The following is a 16,395-nucleotide window of genomic DNA, read 5'->3' as shown; positions in this document are numbered from 1 at the left end:
ATCTCCAAGGTCTGGAGGTCTTCAATAGACGAGTCCCCTCGGATGAGATGTATCCTAAAATCCGAAATTCATGTCCGTTCGTCCGGGAATTGTGCGGCGCACAACGCCTGGCGAGACATTGGTGATGCGTTTGAACGCGCGCGCGAAGGATGCTTCGCTATCATAGCCCAAACGGGTAGCGACCTCGGCAACCGATAGGCCGTTTTGCCCGAGCAACTCGCGGGCAAGCTGCATCCGCAGACGGGCGAGATAGTGGGCAGCGCCCTCCCCTAACACAGCGCTGAAGCGCTCGGCGAAAATCGAGCGCGATTGGCCTGCCAGGCCGGCAAGGCTTTCCAGGGTCCAGTTATGGCCGGGGTCTCGGTGCATGGCTGCCAGAGCGCGGCCGATATGAGGGTCGCGGATAGCGGCGAGCCAACCGGTGGTCGAGGCGCCGGTGCAATTGACCCAGCAGCGGATGAGCCGGGCCGTCAGCAAGTCGGCCATACGCGACAGAATCGTGGCGCTGCCCATCTGCGGTTGCGCGGCCTCGGCCGTCATAGCCGCCAGCAAAGGACCGACGATCGGATCGTTGCCGGCCACGTCGCATCCTTTGATGATCGGCGGCATCAATGTGATCAATGGGTTAAGCGCACAAACGCCCAAGGCCATGGAGCCGCAGAAAAGGGTGCTCGCCGCGCCCGTTCCTTCCCGTACCACCTCACAAACATTGCTCCCCAACTTGGTGACCTGGCAACTCTCGAGCGAGTCGCCTGCAACGTCCGGCGCGCTGGCCAGCCGGTGGGCGATGCCTTGCGGCAACAGCACCAGATCGCCATCGCGCAACTCCTGCCAGCCTTCCGCTTCGGTATAAATCCAGCATGGACCCTGGCCGACAAAGTGAAAGCGAAGCAGCTTCTGTTGCGGAAAGGCGATGCTCCATGGATGCCGGAGCTCGCAGCGGCCATAGTTGACCCCACTCAAGCGAAAGTCCTGTAGGACTTCGCTGAGCGCATCCATCGGGATATGCAGAGGCGGGCGGGACGAATAGTCAGCCATTCCGCTACTGTATATGCCGAACGTCCGGCAGGCAAGCGGAGGCCGCTTCAACGGCACCCTACCCTTCAAGTCAGTCCGCCCGCCCTTGCCTCTCCCTCGCTGTGCATGCAAGGAGTGCTTGAGCAACTGGATGACAGGCATGGCAGCTGAAGCGTCGAACAGCGATCTGGTGCAAGTGGTGGCGCTGCTCGCCGCGGGCGTCGTCGCCGTGCCGATCTTCAAGCGCATGGGGCTTGGGTCGATCCTCGGCTATCTCGCCGCCGGCGTGGTCATCGGCCCGTTCGGCCTGCGCATCTTTTCCGAACCGGAAGCGATCCTCCATGTCGCCGAGCTCGGCGTGGTCATGTTCCTGTTCATCATCGGCCTGGAGATGCAGCCGTCGCGACTCTGGGGGCTGCGCCGCGAGATCTTTGGACTTGGCGCGCTGCAGGTCGGCGTCTGCGCGGTGCTTTTGACCCTCGTCGGATTGGCCGGAGGCTTTCCGATCGCGCAGTCCTTCGTCGCCGGCGCCGGCTTCGTCCTGACCTCGACGGCGATCGTCATGCAGCTGTTGGAGGAGCGCGGCGAGATCGCCACGTCGAAAGGCCAGCGCATCGTCTCCATCCTGCTGCTCGAAGACCTGATGATCGTGCCGCTGCTCGCGCTGGTGGCGTTCCTTGCGCCCGGCGGCGCCGAGACCAGTTTTTCGGAGCGGCTGACCGAAGTCGGCATCGGCATCGCTGCGATCGTCGGGCTGGTCGTGGCCGGCCGTTACCTGCTCAATCCGCTCTTCCGCATCCTGGCCGACGCCCGCGCCCGCGAAGTCATGACCGCCGCGGCACTGTTGGTGGTGCTGGGTTCGGCCCTGGCCATGCAGCTCTCCGGCCTGTCGATGGCGATGGGCGCCTTCCTCGCCGGCGTGCTGTTGTCGGAATCGACCTTCCGCCACCAGCTCGAAGCCGACATCGAGCCGTTCCGCGGCATCCTGCTCGGCCTGTTCTTCCTCGCCGTCGGCATGTCGCTCGACCTTGGCGTCGTCGCCCACAACTGGCGGCTCATCGCCATCTATGTCGTCGCCTACATGGTCATGAAGGCATTCGGCATCTACATTGTCGCGCGCATTCTGAAGAGTGGCCATCGAGAGGCGCTGGAACGCGCCGTCTTCATGGCGCAGGGCGGCGAGTTCGCCTTCGTGCTCTACTCGTCCGCCGCCGCGGTCGGCATCATCGACGGCCAGGCCAACGCCACGCTGACCGCCATCGTCATCATCTCGATGGTGCTGACGCCGCTCGCAATCGTGGCGCTGCGTTACCTCACCCCGCGCGACGAGCAGTCGCTCGACGGCGTCGACATCGCCGACGGCCTCACCGGCAGCGTGCTGATCATCGGCTTCGGCCGCTTCGGCCAGATCGCCAGCCAGCCGCTGCTGCTGCGCGGGATGGACGTGTCGATCATCGACAACGAGGTGGAGATGATCCAGGCGGCGGCCGATTTCGGTTTCAAGGTCTATTACGGCGACGGCACGAGGCTGGACATCCTGCATGCGGCCGGCGCCGGGCGCGCCCGCGCGGTGCTGATCTGCGTCGATAAGCCGGACGCCGCGGTGCGCATCGCGCAACTGATCAAGGCCGAATTCCCGCTGGTCACCATCCTGGCGCGCGCCTTCGACCGCGGCACCGCGCTGCAACTCGTGCGCGCCGGCGTCGACTATCAGCTGCGCGAGACCTTCGAATCGGCGCTCGTCTTCGGCGGCTCCGCGCTGGAAGCGCTGGGCGTCGATCCCGAGGAGGTCGCCGAAGTCATGGAGGATGTACGGCGCCGCGACGAAGCGCGCTTCGAGACGCAACTTGCCGAGGGCGTGCGCGCCGGCCAGCGTTTCCTCAAGGGCAATATCGGCACGCCGATTCCGACGCCGCTGACGCAACCGCGCCGCGCCGGCCGGGCACTGAACCAGGAAACCGCCGTCGTGCTGAACCAGGCAGAGACGAAGAACTGAGGGGCAAGACATGGCAGAGCTCGATCCGCGAGCGCTTTCGGTCACCACATTCTGGCGCCATGCCGGCGAGGATGCCTGGTTCGAGAAGAACGACCCGTTCGACACGGATTTCCGCAACCGCTTCCTGGAGTTGCATTACGCGGCGGCGCGGCGCGAATGCGATGACTGGAGCGCGCATGCCGAAGGATCGCTGGCGTTGATGATCCTGCTCGACCAGTTCCCGCGCAACTGCTTCCGCGGCACCGGCCACATGTACGCGACCGATCCGCTCGCCAGATACTTCGCCGACAGGGCAATCGCCGCCGGTCAGGACCTCGAGCTGGAAGAACTGTTTCGCGTCTTCCTTTATCTGCCCTTCGAGCATTCCGAAGTGCTGGCGGACCAGGAACGGTCAGTGGAACTCACCGCCGCGCGAGCGCCGGAATACCTCAAATACGCCAATGAGCATCTGGAGATCATCCAGCGCTTCGGTCGCTTTCCGCACCGAAACCGGATGCTCGGCCGCGCGACGACAGCCGAGGAGCAGGCATTCTTGGACGGCGGCGGTTTTTCCGGCTGACCGGCCGGCTTTGGAGCAATTCCAGGAAAAGTGTGAGCGGTTTTCCGTCCGGAATTGCGACAATTCAAAATCAGGCCAGCCACCATTCGCGGCCCGACGGCAGCCGCTCGATGCCGGACGTGTCGACGGCTTTGAGCCGTTCCGACACGCTCCTGCCGCTGACGACAAGGTCGGGCGCGATTTCGGCCAGGGGCGCCAGCACGAAGGCGCGCTCCAGCATGCGCGGATGCGGCACTTCGAGCCCGGTCTCGTGGATCACCCGGTCGCCGAACACCAGGATGTCGATGTCGATAAGGCGTGGCCCCCAGCGCTCCTCGCGCACGCGCTTCAACCGCCTCTCGACATCGAGGCAAAGCTCGAGCAGCGCGCGTGGCGACAGCGCCGTCTCGATCGCGGCGGCGGCGTTGAGGAAATCGGGCTGGTCAAGCTTGCCCCAGGGCGGCGTGCGGTAGAGCGAGGAGACGGCGGTGACGCGCGTTTGATCATCGCCGTCCAGCATGCGCAACGCCGCGCCCATGGACTTCGCCGGATCGCCGAGATTGCCGCCGAGACTGAGGTAGACGGCGCTATTCTGGCCAGACAACGGTCACCTCGACATGATCGAGCACGCCCGGCACCGGGGCGTTCGGTTTGCGCACGGTGATCGCGGCTTTCCTGATCTGGGAGAACCGCGTCGTCAGCGCCTTCGCCACCTCCAGCGCCAGCGCCTCGATCAGGAAGCGGCGATGTCCGGTCACGATCTTCTCGATGACCGAGAAGGCGACGCCGTAATTGACAGTGTCCTCGATGGAATCCTCGGTCAGCGGCCGGCTGGGCTCGACCGTCAGCTCGGCATCGACATAGAAACGCTGGCCAAGCGTCTCCTCCTCGTCCAGCACGCCGTGGCGGGCGAAGAAGGCGCAGTTCTTCATGCGGATGACGTACATGATCAGTGTCCGGGAGGAAGCTCGGTTTCGCGTTGAAGCATAGCATCGGTCACCGCCAGCGCATCCACGTTGATTGCGACATCGTGGACGCGAAACAGGTCGGCTCCTTTCAAGCGCAGGATCACGCTGGTGGCCGCCGTGCCGGCTGCCCGCTCGCCCGGCTCGCGCCCGGTGACGGTACCGATGAAGCGCTTGCGCGAGGTCCCCGCCATCAGCGGATAGCCGAGCGCCTGAAGCTCGGAAAACCGCGCCATCAGGTCGAGATTTTCCTCCGCCGTCTCCTTGGCGAAGCCGAAGCCGGCATCGAGCACGATCTGGCTGTCGGCGACCTTGCCGGCGCGCGCGATCTCCAGCGATTTGCGCAGGAACAGGAACTGGTCCTCGATCACGTCGGCCAGCTTCTGCCGTTCGCGTCCGGTATGCATGATGATGAGCCCGGCGCCGGTCTCGGCGGCGACGCGCGCGATGCCCGGCTCACGCTGCAGCCCCCAGACGTCGTTGACGATATGGGCGCCGGCGGCGACCGCCCGCCGCGCCGTATCCTCGCGATAGGTGTCGACCGAAATCAGCGCCTCGCCGGAAGCGGCGAGCGCCGCGATGACCGGCAGCACGCGCCCCTGCTCCTCTTCGACGGTAATCGGGGCAAAACCCGGCCGGGTCGATTCCCCGCCGACATCGATGATCGCCGCGCCCTCCTTCACCATGCGGCGCGCCTGCTCCAGCGCCTTCTCGGGCGCGATGAACAGGCCGCCGTCCGAAAAGCTGTCGGGCGTCACGTTGAGGATGCCGGCGACGACCGCCTTCGGGCCGAGGTCGAGATAGCGTCCATGCGCCAACTGCCATCGCCTTGTCGTCATTGTCCATCAACCATGCGTGATCCGCGCGAAATCAATTCCGTTGCGCTGGCGACGGCCCTAAAGCAAGGTGCGTGAAGAGGCAATATGATGAACCGTTCCCTGCTCTGCGCCCTGATGCTCTCGATCACCGCCCTGCCGGCGGGCGCGGCCAATCTGGTGAAGACCTACAGCTATTTCAGCGTCGGCGGCCGCACGCTCGACGACATCCAGAACCAGCTCTCGAAAAACGGGCCCGAAGTGAAGAGCACCGGCTCGCGGCACCCGGGCGCCACGCAGATGGCCTTCTCGACCCGCATCAGCTACGCGCAGAGCGCCGGGTCCTGCCGCATCGCCGACGCGGCCGTCACCGTGAAGGTCAAGGTGATCCTCCCCGAATGGCGGCGCCCGCGCAAATCCGATCCCGGCGTCAGGCTGGTCTGGGACACGCTCTCGGCCGACATCAAGCGGCATGAGGAGCGCCATGTCGAGATCGCCAAGAACCATGCGCGCCTGCTCGAGGATGCGCTGAAGGCACTCCCGCCGCAAAAGACCTGCGAGCAGGCGAAGCTCGAGGCCGCCGCGGTCCAGGCAGCCGAGCTCGCCAGGCACGATCAGGACCAGGTCCGCTTCGACCGCGTCGAGAGCGTCAATTTCGAAAGCCGTATCCTCCGACTGATGCGCTACCGGATGCAGCGCGTCGAAGCCGGGCAACTGCCGCCGCCTTGACCTGAGGCAAGCCTTATCCGAGGCCAATTTCGCCGAAGCATGGTGCCAGACCGGGAAAACTTTCGAAGGACGGTCGAAATCGGTCTATATCGCACGACATATAGCGGGTTCCAAACGCTCGAGCCGCTATCCACGATGAGAAATGACAGGCGCGACCGGCCAGAGCCGTTTGGCGCGCCAAGCATCAGCCTTTGAAAGAACGACGTATGGATCAGACCGTCGAGACGTTGGCACCGAAAGCCGCGCCGCTGATGAGCTAGAGCGAGAAGAATACCATCATCGGCGGCGTGCTGTTGTCGATGCTGCTGGCGGCTCTTGACCAGACCATCGTGGCCCCCGCCCTGCCGACGATCGCGGGCGCGCTCGGCCACGCCGAGTACCTGCCATGGATCGTCACCGGCTATCTTTTGACCGCAACCGCCGTGGCGCCGCTCTACGGCAAGATCTCCGATGTCTATGGACGCCGGCCGGTCATCCACGCCGGCATCCTCATTTTTCTGCTCGGCTCGCTGGTCAGCGCGCTCGCGCCCAACATGCTGGTGCTGATCATCGGCCGCGCCATCCAGGGCGCCGGCGGCGGCGGTCTCTTCGCGCTGGCCCAGACGGTCATCGGCGATCTCGTGCCGCCGCGCGAGCGCGCCCGCTACGCGGCCTGGATCTCCGGCACCTGGGCGGTGGCCAGTGTCGCCGGCCCGCTGCTCGGCGGTGTCTTTGCCGAACACCTGCACTGGTCGTTGATCTTCTGGATCAACCTGCCGATCGGCTTCCTGGCCATGGCCATCGTCAACAACCCGCTGAAGAAGCTGCCGATCGCAGCCAAACATCACAGCATCGACGGTTTGGGGGCGGTGCTCCTGGTCATCGCGACCACGCTGCTGCTCCTGGCGCTCAGCTGGGGCGGCAGCACCTATCCCTGGTTCTCACCGGAGATTCTCGGGCTCGTGGCCTGCTCTGCCGTGTTCTGGTTCTTCTTCGCGCTGAGGCTGCTGAGGGCGGCCGAGCCTTTGGTCTCGCTCGAAGTGTTGGGCAACCCGATCGTGCTCGCCGGCACGCTGTCGATGTTCCTGCTGCAGGCCGCCAACATCGGCGCGTCGGTCTACCTGCCGGTCTATTTGCAATCGGTCGTCGGGCTTTCCGTGAGCGAATCCGGCACGGCGATGCTTGGCCTCCTGCTCGGCACCGTTGCCGGCGCCACTTTCAGTGGCCGCATGATACCACGCTTCGTCCACTACAAGCGCATCGCCATGATCGGGATCTGCCTGGCAATCCTGTGCATAGGCTTGCTCAGTGCCATTGCGGGACACGCCTCGCTGCTCGAAGTCGAAATCCTTACCACGCTGATCGGCCTGGGCAGCGGCACGACCTTTCCCGTCAGCACCGTTTCGGTTCAGAACGCGGTCGACCGCGCGCATCTCGGTGTCGCGACGGGCGTCCTGACCTTCCTGCGCACGCTGGGCGGCGCGCTCGGCGTCGCCATGCTCGGCGCCGTCGCGCTCGGCTATGGCCTGCCACTGTCCTCAGAAGGCTCGCAGACGCATATCCAATCGGCATCGGCGTTGCCGTTCGTGATGATATTCGTCGCCGCCGGAGCAACGCTCGTTCTGGCGCTGATCACGCTGGCCCTGATGCCCGAAAAGGAACTGCGCGGCCACGACAAGCACGCCGCGCCAGTGCTTGCCGAGTAGATCGCTTGAAGGTGTGTTGAGATTCAGGTCAGGCCGAGTCGAGAAGGGCAGTTTCCGAGAACCGGCCTACGCCGGACGTAGCCTTCGTAGGACGGAACACTTAGGAGGGCTTTGGCCGGCGAAGGGCGGAGCGGAGCGTACCTGAAGTACGTGAGCACCGGAAGAGCAGGAAGCTGCCGTTCGCAGGCCAGCATCACCTGAATTCAATACGCCTTAGTCGTGGACGCCGAGCTTCTTCTGCAGGCTGGTCGATGACGTCGTGTACTGGAAGACGATACGCTCGCCCGGGCTGACGATGCGCTTGGCGGCCTGCGCCATCAACGCCACCTCGTGGAAGCCTGACAGGATCAGCTTGAGCTTGCCGGGATACCAGTTGATGTCGCCCACCGCAAAGATGCCCGGGACGGACGTCTGGAACTTCTCGGTATCCACCGGAATCAGGTTTTCGTGAAGGTTGAGGCCCCATTCGGCGATTGGCCCGAGCTTCATAGTGAGGCCGAAGAATGGCAGCATGCGAGTGCACGGCACCTCGACGTCGCCATCCGGGCCGCCCTTGATGGTCGCCGTCGATAGTTGGCCGTCCGCGCCGGCAAGGGCGCTGACCTGACCGACCAGGAACTCGAGCTGCTTCATCTCCTGCATGGCATACATCTTGTTGACGCTGTCGGGCGCGGCCCGGAATTCCGGGCGGCGATGGACCAGCGTCACGCTTTTGGCGATCGGCTGCAGGTTGAGCGTCCAGTCGAGCGCCGAATCGCCGCCGCCGACGATGACGAGATCGTGGCCGCGAAATTCCTCCATGCGCCGGACGGAATAGAAGACGCTCTTGCCTTCATACTCCTCGATGCCGGGAATAGGCGGGCGCTTGGGCTGGAACGAGCCGCCGCCGGCCGCGATCACCACCACCTTGGCCTCGAACAGCTCGCCTTCGTCGGTGGCGACGCGGAAACTGCCGTCCTCCAGCTTTTCAAGGCTCGAGACCATGCGGTTGAAGGTGAACTCCGGCTTGAACGGGTGGATCTGCTCTATCAGCTTGTCGACGAGACCCTGGGCCGAGATCTTGGGCCAGCCCGGAATGTCGTAGATCGGCTTTTCCGGATAGAGCTCCGCGCATTGCCCGCCGGGGCGATCGAGAATGTCGATGAGGTGGCATTTCATGTCGAGCAGCCCGAGCTCGAACACGGCGAACAGGCCGACCGGCCCTGCCCCGACAATGAGAACGTCCGTCTTGATGGTCTCGGTCATGCGCTGCGCCCCGTTGGCAAAAACGGTGCGAGACTGCATGAGCTATCGCCTGCTGCCAAGCAGCCAGCGCGAAGAAAACTGGAAGTCGGCTTTAGCCCTGTCGCTCGGGGACCCGAACGACCAGCCCGTCCAGCGCGTCGCGCACCTTGATCTGGCAGGAGAGGCGCGAATTCGGCCGGACTTCGTAAGCGAAGTCCAGCATATCCTCTTCCATCGCCTCCGGCTCGCCGACCTCGGCCGTCCAGGCCTCGTCGACATAGACATGACAGGTCGCGCAGGCGCAGGCGCCGCCGCATTCGGCTTCGATGCCGGGCACCGCGTTGCGGATCGCGTTTTCCATCACCGTCGAGCCGTTTTCGGCGTCCACGTCAAATTGGGTCCCGTCATGGGCGATGTAAGTCAGCTTGGTCATTAAGTCACCTGAGGAGTCGCAGCCGAGATAATCACTCCACCGGACAAGTCAACTGCGGCGCGAAAGCGCCACGAAATGACGTTTTCGAAAAGATAATGCTAGCGGCTGATGCCGGCGATGAAATCGCGCACTTCCTCGATCAGTGTGCCGAGCCGCTTGAGCGCCCGCACGTCCTCGGGCTGCATTTCGATGATCGCCGCGCACTCGGCGACCGCAAAGGCGCCGATGCCGCGCGCCGAGCCTTTCAAGCCGTGCGCCAGAAGCACCCTTTGCCCGGCGTCCGCATCCGCGATCTGATCGCGGACCGACAACGACTGGTGCACGAACAGGGCCAGCACCTCCCGTTCGAGGTCGCGGTCGCCCATTGTCTGACGTGCCAGATGGCCGAGGTCCACAGGCCGGGCTCCGGCCGTTCCGGAGACATCTCCCCCCGGCATGGAAAACGCAATACCAGTTTCGCCACGCATACGCACTGCAACTCCCTCAAGCGGGCAGACGGGCCCAGGAAAATAGCCGACTCCGGTCGCCAACGGGTTAACGATTGCAGGGGAAAAATGTTGTCACGGAGGCGGCCGGATCACGCTTCCGTTAACCTTATATTTAAAGTTTTACGTATCGCCCGGAATGCATGTTTTCTTTACCCCTGTGTGTCATTACGATACGAAGGTCCATTTTTCAGCCTCCTGCTCGGGATAGACAAGCCAGAATCGGGCCAGAATCAGGCCAAAATCATAAGTCCCGCGGCAGCTAGTACAGGGTAGCGAAGGCATGGCTAAGAAACCAACGACGACCAAGTCTCTCGAGAATGACGTAGCCGCGGAATTGGAAAAGGCGCTCGACCTTGACCTTGCCGGCGACGAAGGCGGGCTCGATATGGCGGCGTCGATGGAGGACCTCGAAGCGCAGATCTCGGCGGCAGCCGACGAGCTGGCGCGCGAGGGCCGCAGCCAGAGAGCGGAGCCGGCAAACAATCCCCTGCCCCCCAAGGCGCCCGCTGCCAAGCCGGCCGACCTGCGCCCCGTCGAGCCGCGCAACGGGCAGCCATCCGGCTTTACGCCTCCCGCCGGTTTCACACCCGCCAATGACGACCGCCAGAAGGATTACAAGACGCTGCTGCACAGCCTCAACCGGCGCGCGTCGAGCACCGTCTACTGGGTGATCGCCTTTATCTCGCTGGCCTGGATCGCCGGCGCCGGCGGCCTGGCCAATCTCCTGTTCGGCCCTGGCATCTGGAAGATCCGCACTTTCGACCAGTTCTTCGCCCGGCCCGAATTGATCGGACTGGCGGTTGCCGCGATCGTTCCGGTCATCCTGTTCTGGGCGTTCGCCGCCATGATTCGGCGCGCCCAGGAAATGCGCATCGCCGCGCAATCCATGACTGAGGTCGCCTTCCGCCTGGCGGAGCCGGAAAACCTAGCCCAGGACCGCGTCATGATGATCGGCCAGGCCGTTCGCCGCGAGGTCGCGGCCATGGGCGAAGGCATCGAGCGCACCCTGGCCCGCGCGGTCGAGCTCGAAACGCTTGTCCATGGCGAAGTCAGCCAGCTCGAACGCTCCTATTCCGAGAATGAGGCCCGCATTCGTTCGCTGGTTGACGGTCTAGGCAGCGAGCGCGAGGCGGTCGTCACCCATGCCGAGCGCGTGCGCGCCTCGATTGCCAGCGCTCACGAGACGCTGCGCGACGAGATCGGCTCGGCCAGCGACATCATCCGCGACTCGATCCTCAACGCCTCGACCAAGCTGTCGATGACGATCAACAATTCCGGCGACACGCTGATCGATCGTATCAATGAAAGCTCGACGTCGATCTTCGATTCCGTCGAATCGCGCCTGGACAGCATCACCGACCGTCTCTCGACCTCCGGCGAGGCTTTCGCCAGTCTTCTCGATACCCGTATCGCCAAGCTGACCGACACCACGGACGGCCTGACCCGCTCGCTGACCGACCTGCTCGACGACCGCACCAATGGCATGGTCTCGCTGCTCGGCGGCGCGGCGCGCACGCTGAATTCAGAATTCGAGGCGAGCCTCAGCGGCATCGAGCGGACGCTGGCCGAACGCGGCCAGGCGCTGATCAGCGAATTCCAGACCCGCGCCGAGGCGCTCGACACCGGCACGCAGAAGCTCAACGCCGCCCTCGAGGCGCGCGCCCGTCAGATCAACGAGACGATGGTGGAGCGCGCGAAGGAAATCGCCCACGCCTTCGCCGAGAGCAAGGACACGCTGTCGGCGATGATCGATCAGGGCAAGACCCAGATCGGCGCCGATATGGCCGACATCATCTCGTCGACCTCCTCAATGCTCGAAGCCCGGGCCACCGACTTCGCCGGCCGCATGGAAGCGGCCCGGCATGTGGTGTCGCGCTCCTTCGATTCCGACATCGAGCGGCTGGCCAATGCCCGTGTCGGCATCGAGGAAGCGGTCGAGAACCACAGCCGCGCCCTTTCCGAAAGCCGCGAACGCATGGCCGCCGCCATGCAGGAGGACCTGGCGAAATTCGCCGAAGGCCGCGCGGCGATCGATGCCGCCGTCACCAACCAGGTGCAGAAGCTTGCCGAAGGCCGCGGCCTGATCTCGCGCGCGCTGGAAGAAGATCTGCGTAAGGTCAACGAGTCGCGCGCCGCCATCGACGCTTCGCTGGGCAGCCATCTGGAGCAGCTCGAACAAGGCCGTAATCGCCTGTCTCAGGCCTTGAACGAAGACTCCGGCAGACTCGTCGAAGCCCGTACAATGATTGACGAAATGGTCGCCGGCCATGTCGGGAAACTGGCCGAGGGCCGCAACATCCTGGCGCGCGCCCTGGAAGCCGATCTCAACAAGCTGCAGGACAGCCGCGCCTCCATCGACGGCCTTGTCGCCGGTCAGGTCGAGAAGATCGCCGAGGGCCGCGCGGTGCTCGCCAAGGCGCTCGAAACCGACATCGTCGGCATCAGGAGCCTCATCGAGACCCATTCGACCAAGCTCGCCGAGGACCGCGGCGAGCTCAGCCGCGCCCTTGAAAGCGATCTGAGCGGCATCCGCGGCCTGATCGACAGCCACGCCGGCAAGCTCGCCGAGGACCGCAGCCTGCTGTCGCAGACGCTGGAAGCTGACCTCGCCAAGCTGGCCGAAAGCCGCGCCTCGATCGACGGCCTTGTCGCCGGCCAGGTCGAGAAGCTCGCCGAAGGCCGCGACATCCTCAAGCGTGCCCTGGAAGCCGACCTGAGCACCATCAAGGGTGCCATTGCGGGACACTCGGACAAGGTGCTGGAAGATCGCTCGCAGCTTTCGAAAGCGCTCGAAGCCGACCTGCAAGCCGTCAGCGGCGTCATCGCCGACCATCAAAACCGGCTCGTTCAGGACCGTTCCGTGCTGTCGAAGTCGCTGGAGGACGATCTCGCCAAGCTGGCGGAGAGCCGTTCCAGCATCGACGGGCTGGTCGCCGGCCAGGTCGAAAAGCTTGCCGAGGGCCGCGACATTCTCAAGCGCGCGCTGGAAGCCGACCTCAACACGATCCAGGGCGCGATCGTCGATCATTCGCAGAAGATCACCGACCACCGCGCCGAGCTTTCGCGCGCGCTGGAGGCCGAAATGGCCAACGCCAGTGGTCTCATGCAGACCCACGCCGACCAGCTGTCGCAGAACCGCGCGACGCTGTCCAAGGCGCTCGAGGACGATCTCGCCAAGCTCGCCGAGAGCCGCGCCGGCATTGACGGCCTGGTGTCCGGCCAGGTCGAGAAGCTCGCCGAAGGCCGAGATATCCTGAAACGCGCTCTGGAAGCCGATCTTGCCAAACTCGCTGAGAGCCGCGCCTCGATCGATGGTCTCGTCGCCGGCCAGGTGGAAAAGCTCGCCGAAGGCCGTGACATCCTCACGCGCGCCCTTGAAGCCGATCTCGCCAAGCTGGCCGAAAGCCGCTCCGGCATCGACGGGCTGGTCGCCGGCCAGGTCGAAAAGCTCGCCGAAGGCCGCGATATCCTCAAGCGCGCCCTCGAAGCCGACCTTCAGAAGCTGACTGAAAGCCGATCCGAGATCGACGACGTCATCGCCGGCCATGTCGGCAAGCTGTCCGAAGGCCGCGACATGCTGGCCCGTGCCCTGGAGAACGATCTCGCCAAGCTCGCCGATGCGCGCAAGGACGTTGATCGTTCGGTTTCCGGCCATATCGACCAGATCGCCGCCAGGAGCGGCGACATCTCGGCGGCGATTGCCGCCGACGTCGAGAAGATCGAGCAGGCCTTCAGCCGACAGACCGGTGTCATCGAGGAGCGCGCCGGCACCATGGAGCGTGCGCTGTCGACCGGTGTCGACAACGTCCGCGGCGTGCTGGAAAAGACCGCTGTGTTCGTGGCGGGAGCGCTGCGCGACAAGGTCATGGAGATCACCAGCACCCTGCATGAGCAGGCCGGTGCCGCTTTCAGCGACGCCGATCGCAAGATCGCCGAGCGCGCCGAGCAGACCTCCGCCGCGCTGCTTGCCAGGGCCGAGGACATCGCCCAGGCCTTCGAGGCGGCCGATCGCCGTCTGCACGAACGCGCTCAGGACACGTCCAACATGCTGATGGCGCGCGCTGACGACGCATCGAACGCGCTCATGGCCCGCGCCGAGGAAACCGCCGACAAGCTGGCCACGCGCGCAGGCGAGATCGCCAACACCTTCGACGCGGCCGACCAGAAGCTGGTTGCCCGTGCCGTCGAGACGGCGCAGTCGCTGGCCGCCCGCGCCGGAGACATTCTGCGCAACTTTGAGGGCGCCGACGAGCGGCTCTCGATGCGCATCAGCGAATCGGCCGAAGCGCTGGCCGCTCGCGCCACCGATCTCGGCCGCATCTTCGACAGCGCCGACCAGCAACTGATGGCGCGCATTGCCGAAGGTTCGGAAGCGCTTTCCGCCCGCGCGGGCGAAATCGGCCGCATCTTCGACGACGCCGACAACCGCCTGGTGTCGCGCATTGCTTCGACCAGCTCGACCATCGGTGAGCATGCCGACACGATCGTCGGCGCCTTCGCCGCCACCGAGCAGCGTGTCGCCGACCGCGCCCGCCAGACCGGCCAGGAACTTGCCGTGCATGCTCGCGAGATCGAGCAGGCGCTGGCCGGCGCCGACGAGCGGCTTGCCGCAAGTGCCGCGGCCGCCGCTTCCCGCGTCGAGGACCAGGTCGCGAGCGTGGAAAACCGCCTCGCCTATTCCGCCGAGACGATGGGCCAGAAGCTCAACGAGCAGGTCTCCAGTGCCGAGGCCCAGCTCATCTCCCGCGCCAACGTCATCGCCGAGACCTTCACGGCGGTCGGCCAGCATATCGGCCAGAGCACCAACGACGCCGCGCGCACGATCGGCGCCAACACCCGCGAGCTTAACACCATGCTCGCGGCGCGTTCGGCCGAGATGGCGAAAATCCTCGACGAGACGGCCAAGCCGCTGGTCGAGCGCTTCGCCCAAGGCGGCTCCGAACTGCAGCGCAGCATGGAAGAGGTCGCCGAACGCGCGGCCGAGAAGCTGCGCAGCGAGAACACGAACCTCGTCAATGCTCTCGCCAGCCGCACGGCCGAGACGCTGTCGGCCGTCGAAGGCGCTCGCTCGTCGCTTGCCGACAGCGTGGCCGATCTCATCGGCCGCATGACGACCTCCAGCGCCCAGCTCGGCCAGCTCATCGAGCAGGCGGCCGTCAACCTCGGCCAGGTCGAGGAGCGGCTCTCGGGCAGCACGCAGAGCTTCGCCGCGACCACGGAGAAGGCCGCCCAGACCTTCGCCAGCTCGGCGCGCCTCGTCGATTCCAACACGACGCGGCTCACCGACCTGTCCTCGGCGACGCTGCGCGAAGTGGCCTCGATCGCGACCAAGTTCGACGAGCACAGCCGTCTGCTCTCCAGCGCCTCCAATCTGCTCAGCTCCGCGCAGAGCAATCTCGAGCACACGCTGGAGCGTCAGTCCTCGCTGGAAGACCTTGCCGTCGGCCTGGTCAAGAAGTCGGAAGACCTCGAGAAGGTGATGCGTTCCTTCGAAAGCCTCGTCGGCCAGACGATGCAGACCGCGGAAGGCCGCACGATGGAATCGGCCGAAAAGATCCGCACCACCATCGCCGAAGTCGTCGATTCGGCGACGCGTCGCTTTGCCGACGCGACCGAGGAGATGCGTCGCACCGCGAGCTCGATCAAGAGCGAGCTCGACCTGACCCGCGCCGAGCTGAAGAAGGGCGTCATCGAGATGCCGGAAGAGGCCAAGGAATCCACCTCGGCCATTCGCCGCGCTGTCGCCGAGCAGATCAACGCGCTCAAGGAACTGTCGGATATCGTTGCGAAATCCGGCCGCAGCGGCAGCAGCGAACAGGGCGAGCCGCGGGGCCTGCGCCCTGCTTCGCAAGCGCCGGCCCGCGCCGCCGAGCCGCCGCTGCGTCGCCCGCCGGCTCCGCAATCTCAGCCGCAGCCGGTGTCTGGCGCCCCGCAGGCGCCGCTTGCCGAGACCACCCTGCGCGGCACGCTCGACCTGGAACGTCCCGCCGAGGCGCCGCGCCGCGAGAACGGCAAGACGACGCCGCAGGGCGGCTGGGTGCGCGACCTGCTGACCAATGCCTCGCGCGAGGAAGAACTGCGGCCGGCAGCGCCCGCGGAAGCGCCGCGCGCAACGCCTGCCCAGCGCTCGCCGCTGCATGTCATGGAGTCGCTCAACTCGCTCTCCGTCGACATCGCCCGCGCCATCGACCATGACGCCTCGATCGAGCTCTGGAACCGTTACCGTCGCGGCGAGCGCGACGTCTTCACGCGTCGCCTCTACACGCTGAAGGGCCAGCAGACCTTCGACGAGATCCGTCGCAAGTATCAGGCCGAGGCGGAATTCCGCGCCGCGGTCGATCGTTACTGCGAGGATTTCGAGAAGCTGCTCAAGGATGTCTCGCGCAACGACCGCGACAACATCATGGCGCAGACCTATCTGACCTCCGACACCGGCAAGGTCTACACCATGCTGGCTCACGCCAGCGGCCGGTTGCACTGACGCGCCAAGCGGAATCAGAACTAA

The 16,395-nt window shown here is 65.2% G+C and carries 12 protein-coding genes; 5 read left to right on the top strand and 7 right to left on the bottom strand.

Annotated features, from left to right (window positions below; translation table 11 throughout):
* Positions 1-54: 54 nt before the first annotated feature.
* On the bottom strand, positions 55-1,038 hold the full coding sequence (locus O7A05_RS12650; RefSeq protein ID WP_337093438.1) for an AraC family transcriptional regulator: 984 nt from the start codon (positions 1,036-1,038) through the stop codon (positions 55-57).
* A gap of 139 nt (positions 1,039-1,177) precedes the next feature.
* Here O7A05_RS12650 and O7A05_RS12645 point away from each other — a divergent pair, with 139 nt between their 5' ends.
* Together O7A05_RS12645 and O7A05_RS12640 are read left to right on the top strand one after the other, a co-directional pair.
* On the top strand, positions 1,178-3,013 hold the full coding sequence (locus O7A05_RS12645) for a monovalent cation:proton antiporter-2 (CPA2) family protein (RefSeq protein ID WP_337093437.1): 1,836 nt from the start codon (positions 1,178-1,180) through the stop codon (positions 3,011-3,013).
* Between the two features lie 10 nt (positions 3,014-3,023).
* Positions 3,024-3,572, top strand: coding sequence for a DUF924 family protein (locus O7A05_RS12640; RefSeq protein WP_337093436.1), 549 nt, complete (start codon positions 3,024-3,026; stop codon positions 3,570-3,572).
* A gap of 70 nt (positions 3,573-3,642) precedes the next feature.
* On the opposite strand, the gene folK is transcribed toward O7A05_RS12640, so the two are convergent.
* From folK to folP, 3 genes are read right to left on the bottom strand one after another with little or no spacing between them, the layout of a single operon-like run.
* Positions 3,643-4,155, bottom strand: a complete 513-nt coding sequence (gene folK, locus O7A05_RS12635) for a 2-amino-4-hydroxy-6-hydroxymethyldihydropteridine diphosphokinase (protein WP_337093435.1) — start codon at positions 4,153-4,155, stop codon at positions 3,643-3,645.
* The gene (gene folB, locus O7A05_RS12630; protein WP_337093434.1) at positions 4,139-4,498 is read right to left on the bottom strand and encodes a dihydroneopterin aldolase; all 360 of its coding nucleotides are present in this window, start codon (positions 4,496-4,498) and stop codon (positions 4,139-4,141) included. Before folB ends, folK begins: the two co-directional genes overlap by 17 nt.
* Positions 4,499-4,500: 2 nt before the next feature.
* Positions 4,501-5,355, bottom strand: a complete 855-nt coding sequence (folP, locus tag O7A05_RS12625; RefSeq protein WP_337093433.1) for a dihydropteroate synthase — start codon at positions 5,353-5,355, stop codon at positions 4,501-4,503.
* 84 nt (positions 5,356-5,439) lie between these two features.
* On the opposite strand from folP, the gene O7A05_RS12620 reads away from it, so the two are divergent.
* Positions 5,440-6,060: a DUF922 domain-containing Zn-dependent protease gene (locus O7A05_RS12620; RefSeq protein WP_337093432.1), complete on the top strand. Its 621-nt coding sequence runs from the start codon at positions 5,440-5,442 to the stop codon at positions 6,058-6,060.
* Between the two features lie 275 nt (positions 6,061-6,335).
* Positions 6,336-7,745 carry an MDR family MFS transporter gene (locus O7A05_RS12615; RefSeq protein WP_337093562.1) on the top strand — a complete coding sequence of 470 codons (1,410 nt, stop codon included), beginning with the start codon at positions 6,336-6,338 and terminating at the stop codon, positions 7,743-7,745.
* A gap of 213 nt (positions 7,746-7,958) precedes the next feature.
* Here O7A05_RS12615 and O7A05_RS12610 read toward each other — a convergent pair whose 3' ends face one another.
* The 3 genes from O7A05_RS12610 to O7A05_RS12600 all read right to left on the bottom strand — a co-directional run bounded on the left by O7A05_RS12610 (position 7,959) and on the right by O7A05_RS12600 (position 9,869).
* Positions 7,959-8,990 carry an NAD(P)/FAD-dependent oxidoreductase gene (locus O7A05_RS12610; RefSeq protein WP_337093561.1) on the bottom strand — a complete coding sequence of 344 codons (1,032 nt, stop codon included), beginning with the start codon at positions 8,988-8,990 and terminating at the stop codon, positions 7,959-7,961.
* A 91-nt stretch (positions 8,991-9,081) separates the two neighbouring features.
* Positions 9,082-9,402 (bottom strand): 2Fe-2S iron-sulfur cluster-binding protein, encoded by a 321-nt coding sequence (locus tag O7A05_RS12605; protein WP_337093431.1) that lies wholly within the window; start codon positions 9,400-9,402, stop codon positions 9,082-9,084.
* A 98-nt stretch (positions 9,403-9,500) separates the two neighbouring features.
* Positions 9,501-9,869 (bottom strand): Hpt domain-containing protein, encoded by a 369-nt coding sequence (locus O7A05_RS12600; RefSeq protein ID WP_337093430.1) that lies wholly within the window; start codon positions 9,867-9,869, stop codon positions 9,501-9,503.
* A gap of 301 nt (positions 9,870-10,170) precedes the next feature.
* On the opposite strand from O7A05_RS12600, the gene O7A05_RS12595 reads away from it, so the two are divergent.
* Positions 10,171-16,371 carry a kinesin gene (locus O7A05_RS12595; protein ID WP_337093429.1) on the top strand — a complete coding sequence of 2,067 codons (6,201 nt, stop codon included), beginning with the start codon at positions 10,171-10,173 and terminating at the stop codon, positions 16,369-16,371.
* Positions 16,372-16,395 lie beyond the last annotated feature (24 nt).

This window comes from Mesorhizobium argentiipisi (SeqCode) (assembly GCF_037179585.1).
GTDB classification, from domain to species: Bacteria; Pseudomonadota; Alphaproteobacteria; order Rhizobiales; family Rhizobiaceae; genus Mesorhizobium; species Mesorhizobium argentiipisi.
This window is presented reverse-complemented; position numbering and strand designations above follow the sequence as displayed.

Bases quoted from the DNA above. Each gene is read 5' to 3' on its own strand.
- O7A05_RS12650 (WP_337093438.1), bottom strand. From the start codon at position 1,038: ATGGCTGACTATTCGTCCCGCCCGCCTCTGCATATCCCGATGGATGCG.
- O7A05_RS12645 (WP_337093437.1), top strand. From the start codon at position 1,178: ATGGCAGCTGAAGCGTCGAACAGCGATCTGGTGCAAGTGGTGGCGCTG.
- O7A05_RS12640 (WP_337093436.1), top strand. From the start codon at position 3,024: ATGGCAGAGCTCGATCCGCGAGCGCTTTCGGTCACCACATTCTGGCGC.
- folB (WP_337093434.1), bottom strand. From the start codon at position 4,498: ATGTACGTCATCCGCATGAAGAACTGCGCCTTCTTCGCCCGCCACGGC.
- folP (WP_337093433.1), bottom strand. From the start codon at position 5,355: ATGACGACAAGGCGATGGCAGTTGGCGCATGGACGCTATCTCGACCTC.
- O7A05_RS12620 (WP_337093432.1), top strand. From the start codon at position 5,440: ATGATGAACCGTTCCCTGCTCTGCGCCCTGATGCTCTCGATCACCGCC.
- O7A05_RS12610 (WP_337093561.1), bottom strand. From the start codon at position 8,990: ATGACCGAGACCATCAAGACGGACGTTCTCATTGTCGGGGCAGGGCCG.
- O7A05_RS12605 (WP_337093431.1), bottom strand. From the start codon at position 9,402: ATGACCAAGCTGACTTACATCGCCCATGACGGGACCCAATTTGACGTG.
- O7A05_RS12600 (WP_337093430.1), bottom strand. From the start codon at position 9,869: ATGCGTGGCGAAACTGGTATTGCGTTTTCCATGCCGGGGGGAGATGTC.
- O7A05_RS12595 (WP_337093429.1), top strand. From the start codon at position 10,171: ATGGCTAAGAAACCAACGACGACCAAGTCTCTCGAGAATGACGTAGCC.